This is a genomic window from Mesorhizobium sp. CA12 (assembly GCF_020165255.1).
Classification (GTDB): Bacteria; Pseudomonadota; Alphaproteobacteria; order Rhizobiales; family Rhizobiaceae; genus Mesorhizobium.
On the sequence record NZ_JAIUHT010000028.1, the window covers coordinates 1 to 17,008 of the forward strand.

Annotated in this window: 12 protein-coding genes; 6 read left to right on the top strand and 6 right to left on the bottom strand. The window is 64.3% G+C overall.

The window, feature by feature from the left end; genetic code table 11:
- Positions 1-21: 21 nt before the first annotated feature.
- Together LB520_RS28435 and LB520_RS28440 are read left to right on the top strand one after the other, a co-directional pair.
- The gene (locus LB520_RS28435; RefSeq protein ID WP_224640164.1) at positions 22-1,308 is read left to right on the top strand and encodes an NAD(P)/FAD-dependent oxidoreductase; all 1,287 of its coding nucleotides are present in this window, start codon (positions 22-24) and stop codon (positions 1,306-1,308) included.
- Between the two features lie 258 nt (positions 1,309-1,566).
- A complete protein-coding gene (locus tag LB520_RS28440; protein WP_224601020.1) occupies positions 1,567-2,457 on the top strand; it encodes an SH3 domain-containing protein in 891 nt (296 codons plus the stop codon).
- On the opposite strand, the gene LB520_RS28445 is transcribed toward LB520_RS28440, so the two are convergent.
- Both LB520_RS28445 and LB520_RS28450 read right to left on the bottom strand, forming a co-directional pair.
- Positions 2,441-3,751 carry a Mur ligase family protein gene (locus LB520_RS28445; RefSeq protein WP_224640147.1) on the bottom strand — a complete coding sequence of 437 codons (1,311 nt, stop codon included), beginning with the start codon at positions 3,749-3,751 and terminating at the stop codon, positions 2,441-2,443. The two genes, LB520_RS28440 and LB520_RS28445, sit on opposite strands and share 17 nt — an antisense overlap.
- A gap of 131 nt (positions 3,752-3,882) precedes the next feature.
- Positions 3,883-4,629: an SDR family oxidoreductase gene (locus tag LB520_RS28450; protein WP_224640165.1), complete on the bottom strand. Its 747-nt coding sequence runs from the start codon at positions 4,627-4,629 to the stop codon at positions 3,883-3,885.
- 257 nt (positions 4,630-4,886) lie between these two features.
- Between LB520_RS28450 and zwf the strand changes: the two genes are divergently transcribed.
- The 3 genes from zwf (at position 4,887) to edd (ending at position 8,939) form a co-directional block, all read left to right on the top strand.
- Entirely contained in the window at positions 4,887-6,356 is a 1,470-nt protein-coding gene (gene zwf / locus LB520_RS28455; RefSeq protein WP_095765640.1) for a glucose-6-phosphate dehydrogenase, read from the top strand.
- Positions 6,338-7,054 carry a 6-phosphogluconolactonase gene (pgl, locus tag LB520_RS28460; protein ID WP_224640148.1) on the top strand — a complete coding sequence of 239 codons (717 nt, stop codon included), beginning with the start codon at positions 6,338-6,340 and terminating at the stop codon, positions 7,052-7,054. The genes zwf and pgl overlap by 19 nt, the downstream gene beginning before the upstream one ends.
- 61 nt (positions 7,055-7,115) lie before the next feature.
- A complete protein-coding gene (gene edd, locus LB520_RS28465) occupies positions 7,116-8,939 on the top strand; it encodes a phosphogluconate dehydratase (protein WP_224640149.1) in 1,824 nt (607 codons plus the stop codon).
- 72 nt (positions 8,940-9,011) lie between these two features.
- Here edd and LB520_RS28470 read toward each other — a convergent pair whose 3' ends face one another.
- The 4 genes from LB520_RS28470 to LB520_RS28485 all read right to left on the bottom strand — a co-directional run bounded on the left by LB520_RS28470 (position 9,012) and on the right by LB520_RS28485 (position 15,470).
- The gene (locus LB520_RS28470) at positions 9,012-10,667 is read right to left on the bottom strand and encodes a vWA domain-containing protein (protein ID WP_224640150.1); all 1,656 of its coding nucleotides are present in this window, start codon (positions 10,665-10,667) and stop codon (positions 9,012-9,014) included.
- 87 nt (positions 10,668-10,754) lie between these two features.
- On the bottom strand, positions 10,755-11,762 hold the full coding sequence (locus LB520_RS28475; protein ID WP_224532557.1) for a GlxA family transcriptional regulator: 1,008 nt from the start codon (positions 11,760-11,762) through the stop codon (positions 10,755-10,757).
- Between the two features lie 109 nt (positions 11,763-11,871).
- Complete coding sequence (folD, locus tag LB520_RS28480) at positions 11,872-12,771, bottom strand: bifunctional methylenetetrahydrofolate dehydrogenase/methenyltetrahydrofolate cyclohydrolase FolD (RefSeq protein ID WP_224640151.1); 900 nt, start codon at positions 12,769-12,771, stop codon at positions 11,872-11,874.
- Between the two features lie 218 nt (positions 12,772-12,989).
- The gene (locus LB520_RS28485) at positions 12,990-15,470 is read right to left on the bottom strand and encodes a GumC family protein (protein WP_224640152.1); all 2,481 of its coding nucleotides are present in this window, start codon (positions 15,468-15,470) and stop codon (positions 12,990-12,992) included.
- A gap of 198 nt (positions 15,471-15,668) precedes the next feature.
- On the opposite strand from LB520_RS28485, the gene LB520_RS28490 reads away from it, so the two are divergent.
- Positions 15,669-16,964, top strand: coding sequence for a lipopolysaccharide biosynthesis protein (locus tag LB520_RS28490; RefSeq protein ID WP_224640153.1), 1,296 nt, complete (start codon positions 15,669-15,671; stop codon positions 16,962-16,964).
- The last annotated feature ends 44 nt before the right edge of the window (positions 16,965-17,008 follow it).

Consider the following 17,008-nt stretch of genomic DNA (forward strand, 5'->3'; position numbering starts at 1 on the left):
CTCCCCCTACTCCCGAGCACCATGTCCTACCAATCCCCCATCTCCCCCGGTCGTTCCTGGTATGAGGACACGGTCGGATCCCGGCCTGAATATCCGGTTCTCGACGGCGACCGTATTTGCGACGTCGTCATCATCGGCGGCGGCTTCACTGGCTTGTCGGCAGCCGCGCATTTGGCGAAGGCCGGCGCGGATGTCGTGCTGATCGATTCCTATCGCTTCGGCGATGGCGCGTCGGGGCGCAATGGCGGGCAGCTCGGCACCGGCCAGCGCGCCTGGGCGGAGGAATTGGAAGCCGAATACGGCCTTTCCCGCGCCAAGGCGCTGTTCGACCTGGCCGAAGAAGCCAAGGCGCATCTGCTGGACTTCGCCGCCGCCAACGCGATCGACATCGACTATATGCCGGGTCAGCTTTCGGTGGCGCACAAGCGGCGTTATGTCGACGACTACAGGCGCCACGCCGAGATCATGGCGAGCCGCTTCGACTACCCGCATATAAGCTTCATGGACGCGGCGGAAACCGCGGAAAGGCTGGGCTCGACACGTTATTTCGGCGGCACGCGCGACACCGGCACGGGGCACATCCACCCGCTGAAACTAGTGATCGGCACGGCGAAAGTGGCGGCCGCCGCCGGCGCGCATCTGTTCGAGCAGACGCCGTCCACCGGCATCGTTTCCAATGGCGGCAAGGTGACGGTCACGACGCCCAGGGGCACGATCACAGCCGACAAATGCCTGGTCGGGGTCAATGCCTATGGCGGCAATCTGGAGCCGGTGAGTGCGGCGCACATCATGCCCATCGGCTCTTTCATCGGCGCGACGGTGCCGCTCGGCGCCACTTCCAAGGTGCTGCCGGGCGGCGAGTCGGTCGACGATTCCCGCTTCGTGGTGCGCTATTTCCGCAAGTCGAAGGACGGCCGACTGTTGTTCGGCGGCCGCGAGATCTATGCCGTCAACGATCCGAAGGACATCCATATTCACATCCGAAGGCAGATCGCCGAACTCTACCCCGACCTTAAGGATGTCGAGATCACGCATGGTTGGGGCGGCTATGTCGGCATCACGGTGCCGCGAAAGCCGTTCGTGCGCGAAGTGATGCCGAAAGTGATTTCGATGGGCGGTTATTCCGGCCACGGCGTCATGCTGTCGAACTTCTTCGGCAAGCTCTATGCCGAGACCGTTGCCGGCAATCGCGACCGCTTGAAACTGATCGAGGATCTGAAAATCCCCGCCTTCCCAGGCGGCCGGCGTTTGCGCGCGCCGCTCTTGTTCCTGGCGCTGAACTGGTTCGCGTTGCGTGACAGGATCTGAAGCTGGCTGCCCAGCCGAAGCCGCCGATTCGACGCCGGCGGCTTCCACGCGGCAGATTGTGAAAGCGTTAACAAGCGCGCGGAATTTCGCAATTTGGCTCACTCATGCCATAATCAGCAGTAAAAGGTGCGATCATGGGCGAAAATCCGGGGATTTCGCGGGCTTTGTCCGCAGTGATTTAGGGACCGATGCCGATCGAAGCCGATCCTTACGGCAATGATCGAAAGAACGTCGGCCCGCTTGTTGGAGGTGGTTTGAGTGAACGAGCCCTTCAGTTTCGGCGCGCCGGAACGGCAGCGCTTCACAATGCAGTTCGGCTATAACGTACGGCCATCCTTCTGGCAGAAGGTACAGTCGAACGCGCATCTGGTCATTGCAGCGGTCGGCACCGCCGCGCTGATCGGCGTGGCCGCGGTGGCGCTATGGCTATGCTTTCCGGGCAGCGACCGGCAAGTGGCCGCGGCGAGTGCCGAGCAGACCGTTCCGGCGATTCCGGTGAAGACCACGAAAGTCGCTCCGGCGGCAGCGGCGGTGACCGTGGCGACGGCGCCGCAGGCCGCGCGCAAGGGAGACGCGGTAACGCCCACGACGGCGGCCCGCGAAGCCAATATTCCGGCCCTGGCATCAAACAACCCCCGCTGGACGGCTCCCGACGCCAAGACGCCACCTGCCCCTGCCGAGAACCAGCCAGCTCCATCCAAGCAGGCCGCCGGCGCGGCCCCCGCGCAATCGACCGATACCGCCTTTGCCGAGGCCGATGCCGAGAACGACGCCGCGCACGCGCTGTCGCAGGTCACCGGTTCCGCCAGCGAGACAGCAGCGGCAGCGAAGAAGCCGGGCGACACGATGGATGGCGCCCAAACCGCCGCCATTCCCGAAGCCAAGCCGCAGGTTCCAGATACGCAGCCGGCAGCGACGGACAGCTCGGCGCAGCCTGAGCCGAAAGCTCAAAAAGCCAGCGCGGCCGCAAACGGGCGCGTTTTGAGGGCCGTGACCATGCGCTCCGGCCCGAAGAAAGGTGCCGCCGCAATCACCACGGTGCCGGCCAAGGCAGCGGTGCAGGTGATGAATTGTAAGAAATGGTGCGAGATCGTCTATAACGGCAAGCACGGCTGGGTCTACAAAAGCTACGTCAAGACCGGCGCGTGAGGCCAAGCAGCCATCCGAAACGGCGTCTTCTGCGTGCAAGCCGGCGATTTGCCAGGAAGGACTTGTGTTCCTCGAACGGCACTTCGTAGAGGCCGCATGTGGAACACCCTTCCTTCTTGCCGCACGCTGGTATCCAGCATCTGACATCGTGCGTCCAGGCAAGCGCGACCCTCTCCAGATGAAGATTGCCGGAGCTCTTCAGCAGGATCAGTTCTCCGGGGACAGCCGTCTGCTTGATATGATCGGAGACTTCCTTCGGGGTGCGAAGCTCGATGAAACGGCCACTGTCCCGATCCGCCTGGCTGGCGCGTGAGCGGTGGGCATTGTCGCCGGTATAGATGACCTCGTCGGCGACGTCGCGCGCGATACCGTAAGCAGCGCCATACTTTCTCGACGAACCGGTGTAGTCGGAAATCTGTCCGACGACGATCCGTTTGCGAACGGCCTTGGCTTTGGCCATCATCTCGAACGCAATATTCAGCGAATGCCAGGGCGCTTTGGCGGCATCGACTATGAATTGTGGACCCCGATCGGTCACCAGCACCGCGCAGCGGTTGGCCAGGGGTTCGAAGGATGCTGTCCTTGCGGCGATTTTCTCCGGTGGGACGCCAAGTTCCAGCGCCGTGACGGCGGCGGCCGCCGCCGGCAGCCAGAAGTGCTCGCCAGGAAATCGTGTCTGCATGCCTATGTCGCCGCCGTGCCAGCGAAGTGAAAATCTGAGCAGGTCCGGATAGGCGGCATGGATGTCTGTTACACGATAGTCCGCGGCTTCCGACTGACCGAAAGTCGCCACGCGGCACCTTGCGCCCGAAGCCATATCAAGCACATGCGGGTCGTCGGCGTTCAAGATCGCGAGTCCGCCCGGCGACAACGCCTCAACCAGCGCTCTCTTTTCCTGGGCGACAGCATCCAGGGTCCGGAATTGAGTGACGTGCTCCAGCCTGACCATCGTTACGACCGCTACGTCCGGTTTCAGCATCTCCGCCATCGACCGGATAGAGCCGGGCTCAAACGCGCCGGCTTCGAAGACGACATAGTCGACCTTGCCCGCACGTTTCATCCGCTTGTAGAGCGTGCGGACAAGTGCCTTGAGCGTGTTGGCTAGAACTTGGGTATGGACCGTGCCGTGACTGGCCAGGATATGACCAAGCAAGCTCGTTGCCGTTGATTTGCCGGAGCTGCCGGTTATGCCGATGAAGGTCGCCTTGCTTCGCGCACGCGCACGCTCTGCCCGATAGCGACGCAATCGCCAGCCGAGGTCGTTGCCAATTTCGCGCAGCCTGACCTTAACCACCCGCCAGTTCCCCTACCCCGATCCGTTATTCCTTCGGCGGAACATCAAGTCAAACCGGAGCTCGGCCGGCGCCAATCCATTCGTTCACCGCAACCAGGAGCGGAAACCCGCGATGTGCTTCCTGGAGCGGCTCAGATACAACGCCCGCCATCGACCTCCAGCGCCACGCCGGTGATGAAGGCGGCTTCATCCGAGGCCAGCCACAGCGCCGCGTTGGCGATGTCGAGCGGTGTCGAGAGCCGTCCGAGCGGGATCGAGGCGCGGAACTTTTCGCGGATCTCAGGCGTGTCGGCGCCCATGAACTTCTCCAGCATGCCGGTCTCGCCGGCGACCGGGCAGAGGCAGTTGACGCGGATGTTCTTCGGCGCCAGCTCGACGGCCATCGACTTGGTGGCGGTGATCGCCCAGCCCTTGGAGGCGTTGTACCAGGTCAGACCCGGCCGCGGCCGAAGCCCGGCCGTGGAGGCCGTGGTCAGGATGACGCCGCCGCCCTGGCGGTCCATGATCGGCACGACGGCAAGCGCCGCGTGGTAGATCGCCTTCATGTTGACGGCGGTGATCAGATCGAAGGTTTCCTCATCGACGCCGAGCATATCGCCGTTGCGATGGGTGAAGCCCGCATTGTTGACCATGATGTCGATGCGACCGAAGGCGCTCCGGGCGGCATAGACCATCTCGTCGAATTCGGAGCGCAGGGAAACGTCGGTCTGGGTCCAGATGGCGCTCTCGCCGATCTCTTCGGCCACCCGCTCGGCGCCCCTGGCGTTGAGGTCGGCGACGACCACGCGCGCGCCCTCTTCGGCAAAGCGCTTCGCCATGCCCTCCCCGAAGCCCGACGCAGCGCCCGTGATGATGGCTACCTTGTTTTCCAGACGCATGGTTTTCCCGCTCATTGGATTTCCGCAACTATCTCCCTTAGCTTTCGTCACATTCGCGTTCTATTGTGCGGCCGCGAACGTTGCCGGAAGCCATGGCTTTATCGACAGGCTTGTCGGCGGCGCAAGTGTCGGCAAACAGGTGGACGGATGCAACAGCAAGCGATTGGTCCTACCTGTGACACCATGGCACTGGAAAATTTAAATCGATTAGAATATAGCAACCATGCTGCCGGCATCGGCATCAAATCGGACTGACCATGACCAGCCAGATCATCCCTGTCGATCCTTTCGATTTCATCATCTTCGGCGGCACCGGCGACCTGTCGGAACGCAAACTCCTGCCGTCGCTCTACTATCGCCAGTGCGGCCACCAGTTCTCCGAGCCGACGCGCATCATCGGCACCTCGCGCGCCAAAATGACCGATGCCGAATTCCAGGGCTTCGCCAAGAAGGCGATATCAGATCATGTGAAGCCTGCCGATATCGATCCGAAGGAGTTGGAGATATTCCTGGCAAGGCTCTCCTACGTGTCGGCGGACGCAACCACTGGCGCCGGCTTCGACAAGCTGAAGAAAGCAATCGGCGACAGCGACCGCATCCGCGCCTTCTACCTTGCGGTGGCGCCGGCGCTGTTCGGCGACATTTCGCACCAGCTCAAGGAGCACAAGCTGATCACGCCGAACTCGCGCATCGTGCTGGAAAAGCCGATCGGCCGCGACCTCACCTCGGCGCGGGCGCTCAATGACGCTGTCGGTGACGATTTCCACGAAAGCCAGATCTTCCGCATCGACCACTATCTCGGCAAGGAAACGGTGCAAAACCTGATGGCGCTGCGCTTTGCCAATGCGCTCTACGAGCCGTTGTGGAACTCCGCCCAGATCGACCATGTTCAGATCACGGTCGCCGAGACCGTTGGTCTTGAGGATCGCGTCACCTACTACGACAAGGCGGGCGCGTTGCGCGACATGGTGCAGAACCACATCCTGCAGCTGCTCTGCCTGGTGGCCATGGAAACGCCGTCGTCGATGGACGCCGATGCGGTGCGCGACGAGAAACTGAAGGTGCTGAGGGCACTGAAGCGCATCAACGGCAACGAGGCGCCGAAGCACACGGTGCGCGGTCAGTATCGCGCCGGCGCTTCGGCCGGCGGGCCGGTCAAGGGCTATGTCGAGGAGCTCGGCAAGGACAGCAATACCGAGACCTTCGTTGCCGTGAAGGCCGAGATCGGCAACTGGCGCTGGGCCGGCGTTCCCTTCTATCTGAGGACCGGCAAACGGCTCGCCACCCGCGTCTCGGAAATCGTCATCGAGTTCAAGCCGATCCCCTATTCCATCTTCGGCGACAGCGCCGGGCCGATCTTCCCCAACCAGCTGGTCATCCGCCTGCAGCCGGATGAGGGGGTGAAGCAGTTCATCATGATCAAGGACCCGGGACCGGGCGGCATGCGGCTGCGGCAGATCTCGCTCGACATGAGCTTCGCGCAGTCGTTCCAAGGCCGTGCGCCGGACGCTTATGAGCGGCTGATCATGGATGTGGTGCGCGGCAACCAGACGCTGTTCATGCGCCGCGACGAAGTCGAGGCGGCATGGAAATGGATCGACCCGATCCAGAACGCCTGGGAAAGCGCCCGGCAGGAAGCTCAAGGCTATACCGCCGGAACCTGGGGGCCATCGGCCTCGATCGCGCTCATCGAACGTGACGGACGGACATGGCACGAGAGCAACTGAGCGAAGCCCGCTACGGCTGGAACGGCTTTGCCGACCGTCAGCACCTGGCGACGGCGCTTGCCGGTGAGATCTCAGACCGGTTGACCAGCGCCATCGCGGAACGCGGCACAGCGCTGCTCGCAGTGTCCGGCGGCACCACTCCGGCGAAATTGTTCGCCGTGCTGTCGACCGCGCCCATCACCTGGGACAAAGTCACCGTGACGCTGGTCGACGAGCGCTTCGTGCCGCCGTCCTCGCCGCGTTCGAATGCCGGGCTGGTGGCGGCGAACCTGCTCCAGAACAAGGCCGCCGCGGCGCGCTTCGTACCGCTCTACCACGAGGCGGCGAGCATCGAGGATGCAGCGGCGATGGACAGCGAAGCGCTGCGGGCGCTGCCCTGGCCGCTCGACGTGGTGGTCCTCGGCATGGGCGGCGACGGCCATACGGCGTCGTTCTTCCCGGATGCCGGCAATCTCGAGGAATTGCTCGACCCGGCCTCGCGGCGGATCGTGCTGCCGGTGCATGCGGCAAGCGGGGGCGAGCCGCGGCTCACGCTGTCGATGGCGCGCATCCTCGCCGCCGGCTTCGTCGCGCTCCACATCGAAGGCGAGGACAAGCGCGCCGCGTTCAACGGCGCGATGGGTCCTGGCGCGAAGAAGCCCATCCGCAGAGTGATCGAGGCGGCGCCTAGACCGATAGAGGTGTTCTGGGCAACCTGATTTCAGATGAGGACAGCCCGGCGGCAGAGGGAGGACGTTGCCGGGCTCGAAAGGACGGACCATGACAGCCAGACGCGACATCGAAACCATCACGGAACGCATCCGCCAACGTTCGAAGGCCGGCCGCGAAGCCTATCTCGGCCGTATCGCGGAGGCTTCCAGCCGCACCGCCAACCGCGCGGTGCTGGGCTGCGGCAATCTCGCCCACGGCTTTGCCGTGTGCAGCCCGTCCGAAAAGATCGCGCTCGGGGGCGACCGCGTGCCGAACCTCGGCATCATCACCTCCTACAATGACATGCTGTCGGCGCATCAGCCCTTCGAGACGTTCCCGGCACTGATCAAGGAAGCCGCGCGCGAGGCAGGCGGTATCGCCCAGGTCGCCGGCGGCGTGCCGGCGATGTGCGACGGCGTCACCCAAGGCCAACCCGGCATGGAGCTGTCGCTGTTCTCACGCGACGTGATCGCGATGGCGGCGGCGATCGGCCTGTCGCACAACATGTTCGACGCCGCCGTCTTCCTCGGCGTCTGCGACAAGATCGTGCCCGGGCTGGTGATCGCAGCGCTCACCTTCGGGCATCTGCCTGCCGTCTTCATCCCGGCCGGGCCGATGACGACCGGTCTCGCGAATGACGAGAAGGCCAGGATCCGCCAGCTTTATGCCGAAGGCAAGGTCGGCCGCGCCGAACTGCTTGAGGCGGAGTCCAAGTCCTATCACGGGCCGGGCACCTGCACCTTCTACGGCACCGCCAATTCGAACCAGATGCTGATGGAGATCATGGGCCTGCACACGCCCGGCGCCTCCTTCGTCAATCCGGGCACGCCGCTGCGCGACGCGCTGACCAGGGAAGCGGCAAAGCGCGCGCTGGCGATCACCGCGCTCGGCAATGCCTATACTCCGGTCGGGCGCATGATTGACGAGCGCTCGATCGTCAACGGCGTGGTCGGCCTGCATGCCACCGGCGGCTCGACCAACCATACGATCCACCTCATCGCGATGGCCGCCGCCGCCGGCATCGCGCTGACCTGGCAGGACATTTCCGACCTGTCGGAGGCCGTGCCGCTGCTCGCGCGCGTCTACCCGAACGGGCTTGCCGACGTGAACCACTTCCACGCGGCAGGCGGGCTCGGCTTCCTGATCCGCGAATTGCTCGACGAAGGCCTGTTGCACGAGGATGTGCAGACGGTGTGGGGCGAAGGCCTGCGGCCCTACGCGGTCGAGGCGAGGCTTGGCGATGACGGCAGCGTCGTGCGCGAAGCGGCGCCGCTCAACAGCGGCGACGAGAAGGTGCTGGCGCCGGTCAAGAAAGCGTTCCAGCCGACGGGTGGCTTGAAAGTGCTGGCCGGCAATCTCGGCCATGCCGTGATCAAGACCTCTGCGGTCAAGCCCGAACGTCGCGTCATCGAGGCGCCGGCCAAGGTGTTCGACAGCCAGCAGGGCCTCAACGACGCCTTCAAGGCCGGCCAGCTTACCGGCGACTTCGTCGCTGTGATCCGCTTCCAGGGGCCGAAGGCCAATGGCATGCCGGAACTGCACAAGCTGACCACCGTGCTCGGCATCCTGCAGGATCGCGGCCAGCGTGTCGCGCTGGTGACCGACGGGCGCATGTCGGGCGCCTCCGGCAAGGTGCCGGCAGCGATCCATGTGACGCCGGAAGCGGTCGAGGACGGACCGATCGCCAGGATCCATGACGGCGATGTCATCCGGCTAGACGCCGATGCCGGCACGCTGGAAGTGCTGGTGCCGGGGACGGAATTCGCGCTGCGCCGCACGGCCGACGCCGACCTCATCGGCAACGAGTTCGGCTTCGGCCGAGAGCTGTTCGCGGGCTTCCGGCAGTTGGTCGGGCGGGCCGATCATGGAGCCGCCGCGTTTGGCAACGCCTGACGTCTTCCCCAATGTGCCTTACGAAAAAGGGCGGCTCGGAGCCGCCCTTTTTCGTTCGTTCGCTAACCACGCCTACTGAACGGTGATCTCGGTCCGCTCGCCGGCCTTGATCGTCACCGGCATTTCCTTCTCCTGGCCTTCAGCGGACATGTGGCGCACGACGACATAGTCGCCGGCGGGAATCGTCTGTTGCCAGTTATCACCATAGGTCAGGCCGAGCGACTTGCGCTTGCCCTCGATATCCTTCTTTGACGAGAGCACCTCGATCGAATAGGCGCCGGGCGCCGACATCGCCAGCACGCCGGCGCCGAGAGCCACCTTCACGTCCTGATTGTCGCCGGCCTTGATGCTGAAGGGCTGTTCGACGACGGCAAGGTCGAGCGTGGTGAGCGCGACATAATCATCCGGCGGCAGCCAGAACTTGCTGTCAGGCCCGTAGGAGTGCTCCACGCTTTCACGCGAGCCGTCGATCTTCTTCTTCGCCTTGACGATCTCGAAGCCGATGCCGGAGTTGTCGGCCTTGTCGCCGCCGGCGGTGTAGTAGGCGTTGAGCACGGCATGACCGACGCCGACGACGATGTCCTTCTCGACGGTCTGCCCGGCTGCAAGCTGGACGGTCTCGGTCGCAGTGCCGGCGCCGATCTGCACCGTCACCTTCTGCTCGCCGGCGGGGACGGTCGCCTTGGCGTCGCCATAGTGCGTGGTGCTGCCGCCAGGATAGGCGAAGTCGACACGCGCCTCGCCGCTGATCTCCGAGCCTTGACTGGCATGCGGATGGATGACCAAAGTGCCGGCGTTCAGCGTGAACAACGGGCTGTAGGTCTTGCCAGCCTCTATCTTGATCTTCTGCTCGCTCCTTGCCTCGTCGTCGCGACCGACGACGAGGTAGTCGCCCGGCTCGAGATTGGTCTTGAGCACGCCATATTCGGTCATGACTTGGTCGCCGCGCGTGCCGTCGGACTTCGCCTTGTAGATCTCCCAGGCATTGCCGTCGGTAATCGGATCGCCGCCCTCGGCCATGACCACGCTCGGCGTGAAGTTGAATTCAGGCTTGGAGGGCTCGGGTGCCGGCGCCGGTTCGGGAGCTGGCGCAGGGGCCGGCGCGGAAGCCGCGACGGTCTCGACCAGGGCTTCCTGCAGCGCCTTCTCGTCGGAGGCCTGGATGTATTTGCCGCCGGTGTTTTCGGCGAGGCAGGCTATCTGCTTGCCTTCGTCGGCGGTCAGGCCGAAGCCGACGACATCGGCGGTGAAGTCGACGCCGCTTTCCTTCAGCTCCTTGCCGAGTGCGCAAGGATCGCCGCCGCAGGTCTCGAGCCCGTCGGTGATCAGCACGACGGTGGCCTTGTCCTCGGTGTATTTGAGCGCTTCCGCCGCCTGCTTGACGGCGGCGGTGAGCGGCGTCTTGCCGAGGAATTTCATGCTGTCGGCTGCTGACGAGATGGCGCTGGCTGAACCGGCCTGCGGCGGCACGATCAGCTCGATGTCGTCGCAACTACCTTTGGTGCGATGGCCATAGGCCATGAAGCCGATCTCGTCGTCGGCGGGAACCGACTGCAGCACCGTGCGCAGCGATTCACGCGCGATCTCCAGCTTCGGCTTGCCGCCGATCTGGGCCCACATCGAGCCTGATGCATCGAGGATGATGATGACCTTGTTGGCGGCAAAGCCGAAACTGGTCATCGACAAAAGCAGGAGCGCCGCAGCGACGCTCCGTATCAGTCCCGCCATGGAAATCTCCTGAGAGCAACCCTCGTCCGCGTTGCGAAAGCTATTTGAGGCGGCATTCGGAGACAAGTCCGAAGGCCGGCGAGTCACTCAATAAGTGGTGCGCCGCTCTTCCGATGGCGGACGGCCGAACTGCAGCCGGTAGCTCTGCGCGAAATAGGAATGCGAGGTGAAGCCGGTGGCGATCGCCACGTCGAGGATCGGCATGTTGGTCTGGCGCAGCAATTCGCGCGCGCGTTCGAGCCGCAGCCGCATATAGTAGCGGCCGGGGGTGACGCTCAAATGGCGCAGGAACAGGCGCTCGACCTGGCGCACCGACAGCCCCGCCGATTTGGCGAGCTGCACCGCCGACAGCGGTTCGTCGAGATGATCGGCCATCAACTCGACGATGCGCCTCAGCTTTTCCGACTTGCCGGTGAGGTCCCGCTCGGGGCCGACGCGCTGGCGGTCGCCGGCCGAGCGTATGCGCTCGTGCTGGAACTGGTTGGCGACGCCGTTGGCGAGGTTGGAGCCGAAATCACCGCGCACGATCTCCAGCATCAGGTCGATCGAGGTGGTGCCGCCGGCACAGGTGTAACGCTTGCGGTCGATCTCGAAGACGTTGCCGGTGCAGTTGATGTCGGGGAAACGCTCCATGAAGCCGGCGCGGTTCTCCCAATGGATGGTGCAGCGATAGCCGTCGAGCTGCCCGGCTTCGGCCAGGAGATAAGAGCCGACCGACAGGGCGCCGAGCGCATTGCCGCGCCGGCCCCAGCTGCGCAGCGCCGCCAGAACCTTGCTCTTGCCGGGAAATTCGATGGAGAGGCCGACCGAAACGAACAGGATGTCGACCGGCGGCATGTCGGCGACCGAATAGTCGATCTTCAACGGCAGGCCGTTCGAGGCCATGACCGCGTCGCCGTCGGCCGAGATCGTCGTCCAGCCATAGAAATCGCGGCCGAGCAGTCGGTTCGCCGAGCGGAAGCAGTCGATGGCGGCCGCCAGCGAGAACATCGAGAATTTGTCGACCAAGAGGAAGCCGAACTGGCGGCCGCCCTGAACGGGATCGCTCGTCATCGGCCGCTCGAGAACGGGATGCGACTGGTTCGAGTGGGGCATCCCGCTCTGTCCCTTTATTTCAGCCGCATTTGTGCAGCGCCAAGTGGTTCCACTTGGCTGCAAAATGCTGGGGAGCGGTCAGGTTCGGCAATGCCGAGGCTTTCTCAAATCAGAAGGACGGCCGCTTCAACCCGGCCGCGAGGTAGGCGGAAGCTACAGTGTTCGCCATCAGCATGGCAATGGTCATCGGTCCCACGCCGCCCGGCACCGGCGTGATGGCGCCCGCGAGCTTGGCCGCTTCGGGATAGGCGACGTCGCCAACCAGGCGGCTCTTGCCTTCGCCCTTTTCGGGCGCGGGGATGCGGTTGATGCCGACGTCGATGACGGTCGCGCCGGGCTTGACCCAATCGCCCTTGACCATCTCCGGACGGCCGACCGCGGCGACCAGGATATCAGCGGTGCGAGCCAGCGCCGGCAGGTCCCTGGTGCGGCTGTGGGCAATGGTGACCGTGCAGTTGGCGGCGAGCAGCAGGTTGGCCATCGGCTTGCCGACGATGTTGGAGCGGCCGACGACGACGGCGTTGAGGCCGGAGAGATCCTTGCCGCGCACCCGCTCGATCAACAGCATGGAGCCTGCCGGCGTGCAGGGCACGAAGGCCGTGTCGAGCTCGCCGGTGCCGAGCTTGCCGACATTGATGAAGTGGAAGCCGTCGACATCCTTTTCCGGCGCGATCGTCTGGATCACCTTGCCGGCGTCGATATGGCCGGGAAGCGGTAGTTGCACCAGGATACCGTGGATCGACTGATCGGCGTTGAGGTCGCCGATGATCGTCAGCAATTGTTCCTCGGTGGTATCGGCCGGCAGCGTATGCTGAAGCGAATGGAAGCCGCAATCCTTGGCGGTGCGCGATTTCGAAGCGACATAGACCTGGCTTGCCGGATCCTCGCCGACGATCACCACCGCAAGGCCGGGCTTGGTGGCTCCTTTGGCCGACAGCTCCGCGGTCAGAGCTTTGACCTTCGAAACCACGTCCTCGGCGACACGCTTTCCATCAATCACTTCGGCCATCACTAACCCTCAGCTTCGCTTCGAGGCCGCATCGATGCACGGCCCCATTTCCCCGATCGGCATTGTCGATCCGCCAAAGCGAGACGCTTGCGGCCGGAATGCAGCGCGGCATTTTCACGAAAATTCGACAAGGCAATCCCGTCAAAGCGTCGTCGGATGCCGTAAACCCGAAACCGGCCGCTTTTATCGAACCGCGAGCCATCCAGAAATACGGATATTTAGAAATAGCGGCGGCGCGTGCGGCTTTCGGTCAGCTCGCGCACTGCCTCGCGAAATTCGCGCAGGCTGGCGCGGATCTCGTCGATCTCGCCTTGCTGGCCGGCAGGGGGCTGGTCGGCGGGGGGCTGGTCGGCCTCGCCGGCGGCCGGCGACTGCGGATGATAGGATGCCGCCGATGCCGAATAATGATCGTCGTAGGGATCGGTCCGGCCGTGGTCCGGCCGGTACGAATAGGAATAGCCCTGCTCGTATGGCGGTCGGAAATTCTCCCGCGCCGATGGTTGAGCCCGGGGATAGCGTTCTTCCAGGGTGGGCGCCCGCCAGGCGCTTTCAGGCGGGACAGAGTCCATATCGACCGTTTCAGCCGGCTCGCGCCGCACGAAATAGCGAACCGCCGAGGCAAGCGAGCCGAAAAGCCCGGGACGGCCGGCATCGTTGGCCGGTTCCGGCGGCGGCGTGACGGATTTGACCGGAGCCGGTGCAGTCGTCGACACCGGTGGTGGAACCGGCGGTGAAGCAGGCGGCGGTGTGAAGGACGCTGCCGGAGACGGCGTGAAGGATGAAGCCGGAGGCGGCATGAAAGGCGGAGCCGGTGCTGGTGTAAAAGCCGGAGGTGGCGGCGGAGCGACAGGCGAAGCCGGCGGCGTGGCGAGTGGTGGCGGCGCCGGTGGGACGGCCCGATTGGAATTGCTCTCAAGCGCAGAAGGACGGTCTTCACTCCCGCGACGCGAGCGTGCATTGGCCGTCTCGCGCAGGCTGGCAAGGATGCCGCGCAGCGCGCCGAGGCCGATGCCGGCAAACAGGCCGGCGAACAGCCCCGCCAAGGCCATCAGGACACGCGACGGCCCCTTGGCTTCCAGCGGCGGTTGAGCCGGCGAAAGCACGTTGATGTTGGCCGAATTGACGTTCTTTTGCTCGCCGGTTTCCTTGGCGCGCAACAAATACTGCTCATAGACCGAGCGCTTGGCGGCGGCTTCGCGTTCCAGCTCGCGCAGCGAAACAAGATTGTTGTTCACATCGCCACTCTGCACCTTGGCCTGGGCCAGGCGCGAGGACAAGTCCTGCTCGAGCTGAACGGAGCGCTTCAGGTCGATCTGCAGCGAGGACGCGATGCGCTGCAGCTCCGCGGTGATGCGTTCGCGCGCGCCGGCAAGCTGGGCGTTTAGCGCCTGCAACTCAGGATGACGCGGTCCGAACTTGATCGCGGCGCGGTCGGCTTCCTGCTTCAGCGACGCATATTGCGAGCGCAGCTCGCTCATCATGTTGGAGTTGATCTCTTCCGGCAGCGTGCCGCTGAGGACCGAGTTGACGTTCAGCGAGCGTGCCGAGGCGGCGCGGGCGTTCAGCTCGAGCGTGCGGGCGCGGGCGACGGAAAGCTGCTCGTTGAGCTTCAACATCTGGTCGTCGCTGATCAGGTGGCCCTGCGCGTCGACAAGGTCGTGCGTCGCCCTGAAATCCTCGACGTTGCGTTCGGCCGTCTCGACGCCCTTGCGCAGCTCATCGAGCTTCGACGTCAGCGCGCTCGTCGCACGTCCGGCCATTTCTGACTGGTAGTTGCCGATCTCCCGCTGGAAGACGTCTCTCGTCGTGTTAGCTATCTCTGCCGATTTCTCGCCATTGCGCGTGGTGGCGCTGATGGAGATGACAAAAGTCTTGCCGGTGCGCTCGACCGACAGGCTGTCGGCCAGATTGCCGACGGCCAGCGCCTGGCGGCGAATCTCGTCGCTGCCGGCCGGCTGGTCATCCCGCGAAATCATCGAGCGCAGGAACGACGTGACGCCGAGGCCACCAGACCCCTGACCGTTGAATTCCGGGTCGTTGACGAGGTTGAGCTCCTTGACGACCTCGTCAAGAACCTTGCCTGATGTGACCATCTTGATGCGGGTTTCGACAACGGCCAATGCCGCGTCGGGCTCACCCACCGATTGGGTGAGATCGCGTTCGGCAAGTTTCAGGTCGCCCGGCTCGATGGTTAGCTCGGTCGTAGCTTCGTATTTCTTCGGCGTCGATAGCGCGAGGGCTATGCCAAGCGCGGCGCCCAGGATGGTGGAGGACAGGATCAGCGCTTTGGAGCGAGCGATGCCGCCAATCACCTGCACCGGGTCGATCAGCGGTTTCCATTCCTGGGATTCGTCGGCAGCGGGTGGTCGGCCTACATGACGAGGTTCGGGAGCGGCCTGCGGCTGGTGGCCTCCCGCAGTGCCCCCGTAGCCCTGCCCTAGTGACGCGGCCCGGTCGTCGCCTGTTTCGACGGGATCCGCCTGATCGTGGTCAAATCCGCCGATTTCGGCGGGGCGCGGATTCAACTTTTCTTCGCGCTCGGAACGCGCGGCGCGATGGCGCGCGGCGGCGTCCTCGCGCCAAGAGGAATTGGCCCGGTCGCCGATCGAAACCGTCTTGTCGTCGCCACGCATCGCTTGGCCGAGCGCGAGCAGAGAACGCTCGCGCCTCCAGTCATCACGGTTATCCCTGTCGACCATTGTCCTGGAACTTGCTCTCTGGCGGCTTGGGCGCGCGGATCGGCCAATCGTTAAGCCACGCTAAACAGGCATAGGAAACAAACGGTTAATTTTGCGCCTCGGCGGGCACAGTTTTCGCCCCTGTTCACCGCATTTCAGGCCGCCGGGACGGCCGCCAGAACGCCGCGTTAAACTTTGCAGCCTATCTATCGCCCGGGTATGACCCAGGCCAGCGACATGCCGCAAGTGCGGAGCTTCGCGCGGATCGGCCACTTCGTGGCCACCCGCCGGAAACTGGTATTCGATTATTTCTCTGCGATCAGCGGCGCCGGCGGTCGGCTGGTGTTTTCGCTCGCCTATTTCATCGCTTTGGCCAACACGCTTTCGATCGCGGAATTCGGCATGTTCGCAACCGCCTCGGCCGCCGGCATCATGCTGTCGCGCATCCTGGCCTTCGGCTTCATCTCGGCGCTCTACCGCACCGCCACCATCCGCCCCAACCTGATCGGCACGTTCACCGCCGGTTTCCTGCTTCTCGGCGTCCTGTCGCTGCCGTTCCTCGCCGCTGCGTCCTACGGCGTCTATCTGATCTTCTTCGCCGGCACTGTGCCGCTATCGGCCTTCGCCGCTGTCGTCTTCGCCGAGGCGCTTTTGTGGCGACCGGTCGAAGTGGCGCTGATCGTCAACAACGGGCTCGGCAAGTTCGGGCGGGCGGCCGTGCTCGCCATCCTGGCGACGGCGCTCAGGGCAGTCGGCGCGATCCTGTTCATGCTTGGCGCGCGGCACACGATCGGCGTCTGGTCGCTGTTCTATATCGGCGCCAATGCCGCCTCGCTCGTCGTCGCCTTCGTCTTCTTTTATCCGCGCCAGCGGCTGCGGCTGCGCACCGAGCTCTATTTCAGGCGGCTCGCCGATTCCATCTATGTCGCCGGCTCCGAAGTGCTGTTCTATCTGCAGATGGAGTTCGACAAGCTGCTGGTGCTGTCGATCGGCGGGCCGCATCTGGCCGGCATCTACGCCATCATCATGCGGCTGGTCGATCTCACCGCGATCCCGATCCGCACCTTCTCGATGATGCTGGTGCAGCGCATGATGCGGGCGCCGGAGCTGTTGTCGCGGCTGGCGGTCAAGAGCGGCATCGAAGGCGGCGTATTCCTGGTCTCGACACTCGCGCTCGTGTCGCTCGGCATCGTGCTCCACTTCTTCCCAAACGCGCTCGGCAGGAATGTCGCCGAGGCAGCGCCGCTGGTGGCTCTCGCGGTCTGCGTGCCGGGCTTGCGCAACCTCGTCGAATATCAGGCCGAGCTGCTCTTCGCGCGCGGCCAGACGGCGGTGCGGGCGATCAATCTCGGCCTGCTCGCCGGCTTGAAGGCGGTTCTGCTCACTTATGTGCTGACCACCATCCCCGACACGGCCAATCTGGTCCTGTCGCTCAACATCGTCTTCCTGCTGCTTTATCTCGCCTCGATGCTGCTTACCTATTCGGCCATGCGCCGCCCGGCGAAGGCGATCTGATTCAGGTAAGGCCGGCCTGCAAACAGCGGCTCCCTGCGCTTCCG